This window comes from Kamptonema animale CS-326, from assembly GCF_028330895.1.
GTDB classification, from domain to species: domain Bacteria; phylum Cyanobacteriota; class Cyanobacteriia; order Cyanobacteriales; family Microcoleaceae; genus Kamptonema; species Kamptonema formosum.
This window is the reverse complement of record NZ_JAQMUA010000034.1, coordinates 1-2,807: the sequence shown is the minus strand read 5'-3', so window position 1 is coordinate 2,807 and position 2,807 is coordinate 1. Positions and strand designations below refer to the sequence as shown.

The window sequence follows — 2,807 nt, the reverse complement described above, 5'->3', positions numbered from 1 at the left end:
CTAGCCCCTAGCCCCTAGCCCCTTCTTATGAACGCACTTCCCTTACCTCCTGGTAGTTTTGGTTTACCACTAATTGGAGATACCATAAACTTTTTGCGTGACTCTCAATTTGCCAGAAAACGTCACCAACAATACGGGCCAATCTTCAAAACCAGCCTCTTAGGACAGCCTACCATTTTCCTCTACGGCCCAGAGGCAAATATGTTTATACTGACCAATGAAAATCAATATTTTACTGTTAGCTGGCCACCAAGTACCAAAGCACTTTTAGGCCCTCTATCTTTAGCTTTACAAACAGGGTCAGACCATCAAAAACGCCGCAAATTATTGTATCAAGCATTTCAACCAAGAGCGCTAGCTGGTTACACTATCGCTATGGAAGAAATCACTCATCAATACCTGCAAAAATGGGAAAAAATCGGTACGCTAACTTGGTATCCAGAACTTAGAAATTATACTTTTGATATCGCGGCCAAATTGCTGGTAGGACTTGATTCTGGTTCCCAGACAAGCTTAAGGTCATTTTTTTGAAACTTGGTGCGAAGGTTTATTTACAATTCCCCTACGTTTGCCTTGGACAAAATTTGGTCGCGCTTGGAAATGTCGCAAATTACTGTTAGTAGAAATTGAAAACATTATCCGTCAGCGACAGCAAGAACCAGAGATTGGAAAAGATGCTTTAAGCTTGCTAATTACAGCTAAAGATGAAGAAGGAAATAGCCTCAGTTTAGAAGAATTGAAAGACCAAGTTTTGCTACTACTATTTGCTGGACATGAAACTCTAACTTCTGCAATTGCATCTTTCTGTCTGGAATTAGCTAAAAATCCCCAAGTCATGGCAAAAGTCCGAGCCGAACAACAACAATTTCCCCCAAGCGAACCCATAACTCTCGAACAGCTCAAACAAATGCCATACTTAGAGCAAGTGATGAAAGAAGTGCTGCGGTTAGTTCCTCCAGTAGGTGGCGGTTTTCGGGAAGTAATTCGCTCTTGCGAGTTCAACGGATATCAAATTCCTGAAGGTTGGAACATTCTTTATCAGATTAACCAAACCCATAAAGATAGTCAAGTTTACCCCGAACCAGAAAAATTTGACCCAGAACGTTTTAACCCGGAACACTCAGCAAATGCTAAACCATTTAGCTATGTACCTTTTGGGGGCGGTTTGCGAGAATGTCTAGGTAAAGAATTTGCGAAGTTAGAAATGAAACTATTTGCAACGCGAATTGTGCGCGAGTGTAACTGGGAACTTTTACCTAATCAAGACCTAACTCTAATTACAGTACCAACACCCCATCCCCGTGACGGTCTACAAGTAAAATTTACCCCTAAAACTTAAAAACTATCCGCGTTCATCTGTGGTTATCTGTGGCAAAAAATCACAAAACTGCATTCGCAATCGTCCAGACATCAACTAACAACAATAACACCGTACACCCTAATAAAATCAAATACATCCAAGGTTGTGACAAAGGGCGGACATCTGCTGTATCGATACCCGTTTTTGCTTCCACCAACCGCACCAATTTAGCAAATCCGGCCACCCGCATTGGTAACAAATAACCTTGACCAGAATCGCTCAAAAAGTAGTAGACTAAACCACCCTGACCAGTAGTTCGAGGTTTAAGAGCTTTTACTTGATTCCAAGGTAGCGACCAACCTTGTCGATAAAAACGAGGCACCCATTTGGGATATGATACTTGAATCTCTTCTTCGTTTAATATCACCATTTCGCTCAGAGTTGCATATATCGCCACTCCACCCAAACCGATACCTACCCACAATAATGCTGGCGGTACTGGTGCTGCTGTCACCTCTGATAAAAAAGGTAAAGGCAATGTCAGGGCCACATAAAGACTGAGCAAAGTAATGCGAATTAAAGGAGAGATGTGAAATACCGCAGGGAATTCTGCTTTCAAAGGTAATGGTTGATTGGAGTCTGCTGACATCGCTCAAATGCTAAAAAGTCTTCAATCAAATCTTTGCATAGTATTCCTGCCTGTGGATGAAACTGAGATAAATCCAGAAAACAGAACTAAACCTCAGTCAATTAATGTTAATGCAGGCATGGGTAAAGGTTCTGGTATTTCTCTGGATTTAGGGCGCGGTGCACTCCTCGTTGGAGTGGACGTAGTTGCGCCTGTAGACTGGGTGAGTGGGTTGATTGTCGAATAGGGCCCTTCGTTGATTTGTAGGCGATCGCAAGGGATTTTGTCTGATAAGATGGCACTGGCCATCATCCCAGTATGAATTTCCATCAGTCCTGCGGGTAATGCTTCAAATACTAGGCGTTGACCTGGAAACACCACTCGCTCAAAGTACCAGTTGGAAATATTGGTGATGCGTGCAATCTGAATTTGGCTGGTAGCATTCACATAGCAGCAGAGAATCTTACCAGAGCTGTTTGAAGGTAGGGGATCGAGAATTTGAGCCATAACTGCTGAGGAGCTTCACGCTAAAACAAGTTGTGATATAGCAAAGGTAACACTTGGCGATCCCCATCCGTTGTAAACGGGACTACCAATCGGTAAACTTGTCAAGAGTTAGGATCGCTTCTGAAAGCTAATATTGCTAGTTGTTGACCAAAATCTAATCTTAAAGGCTAAATCGCGTCTTTATTCCCTAATATTGAAGGGCTGAGAGGTCATTTTGGGCTGGGATGGTATGGGGTGAAACCAGGAAAAATTTTAGAATTTTAATAATAATTAATACTAAAATCGGGAAAATTAGCTATATTGTAAAGTTATATTAAAAAATGAAGATAAATGTAACGCCGCCCTCTGGGCGGTATCTTTACCGCCCAGAGG

General features: G+C 42.1%; 4 protein-coding genes. 2 read left to right on the top strand and 2 right to left on the bottom strand.

The features are described from left to right. Positions 1 to 27: 27 nt before the first annotated feature. Together PN499_RS29755 and PN499_RS29750 are read left to right on the top strand one after the other, a co-directional pair. Positions 28 to 531 (top strand): cytochrome P450, encoded by a 504-nt coding sequence (locus tag PN499_RS29755; RefSeq protein ID WP_465249960.1) that lies wholly within the window; start codon positions 28 to 30, stop codon positions 529 to 531. A 37-nt stretch (positions 532 to 568) separates the two neighbouring features. Next, positions 569 to 1,339 carry a cytochrome P450 gene (locus PN499_RS29750; RefSeq protein ID WP_465249959.1) on the top strand — a complete coding sequence of 257 codons (771 nt, stop codon included), beginning with the start codon at positions 569 to 571 and terminating at the stop codon, positions 1,337 to 1,339. A gap of 40 nt (positions 1,340 to 1,379) precedes the next feature. Here the strand turns inward: PN499_RS29750 and PN499_RS02390 are convergent, their stop codons facing one another. Together PN499_RS02390 and PN499_RS02385 are read right to left on the bottom strand one after the other, a co-directional pair. Then, on the bottom strand, positions 1,380 to 1,949 hold the full coding sequence (locus tag PN499_RS02390; protein WP_272030082.1) for a hypothetical protein: 570 nt from the start codon (positions 1,947 to 1,949) through the stop codon (positions 1,380 to 1,382). 93 nt (positions 1,950 to 2,042) lie between these two features. Next, positions 2,043 to 2,435, bottom strand: coding sequence for a DUF1830 domain-containing protein (locus tag PN499_RS02385; protein ID WP_272030080.1), 393 nt, complete (start codon positions 2,433 to 2,435; stop codon positions 2,043 to 2,045). Between the last annotated feature and the right edge of the window lie 372 nt (positions 2,436 to 2,807).

Excerpts from the sequence above, each read along its gene's own strand:
- PN499_RS02385 (WP_272030080.1), bottom strand. The coding sequence starts at position 2,435 with ATGGCTCAAATTCTCGATCCCCTACCTTCAAACAGCTCTGGTAAGATT.
- PN499_RS29755 (WP_465249960.1), top strand. The coding sequence starts at position 28 with ATGAACGCACTTCCCTTACCTCCTGGTAGTTTTGGTTTACCACTAATT.
- PN499_RS02390 (WP_272030082.1), bottom strand. The coding sequence starts at position 1,949 with ATGTCAGCAGACTCCAATCAACCATTACCTTTGAAAGCAGAATTCCCT.